The 516-nt window shown below is 35.9% G+C and carries 1 pseudogene; it reads right to left on the reverse strand.

What is annotated here, in order from left to right:
* Positions 1–516: pseudogene (locus tag L8X97_RS08305) on the reverse strand (flagellin); the annotation flags it as partial.

A 516-nucleotide genomic window follows, 5' to 3' on the forward strand; every position in this document is an offset into this window, starting at 1 on the left:
TTAGCTGCTATATTCATAGAAGCCTTAAAATTAGCAAACTGAGAATTTCCACCTCCGACACTAACCCCAAAAGCAGCCGAAAAAGCAGTAACAAAAGCTAAAGCATCAGAATTATATACTAAAGACATATTTTTGCCACTACCTACTGAAAATCCTGAACCAGCACTCATACCATTATCACTCATAAAAGCAGAAACAGATGACTGCGTAACAATCATTTTACCACCACCCTTATAAGCATTAAAGCCCATAGCATCAGCTACATTGGTGTCAATATTTCCTTTTGACTCTCTTAAAGATATAGAAGCTTGAGAAATCATTTGGGTTGCACCCATGCCTATAGTAGAAAGATTACTTCCTGATATTAATATATCTTTACCATCATTTTTGATTAAAGATAAACGACCATAATTTTCATAGTCTTTTTTCATAACTCCTGCTCCAGGACCCATGCTGCCTTCTATTTTAATCCCTCTACCATCTCTTGAGGTTAATACAAGTCTACCATTAGCATCT

Source organism: Campylobacter sp. CNRCH_2013_0671h (assembly GCF_025773055.1).
Lineage (GTDB): Bacteria > Campylobacterota > Campylobacteria > Campylobacterales > Campylobacteraceae > Campylobacter_D > Campylobacter_D lari_D.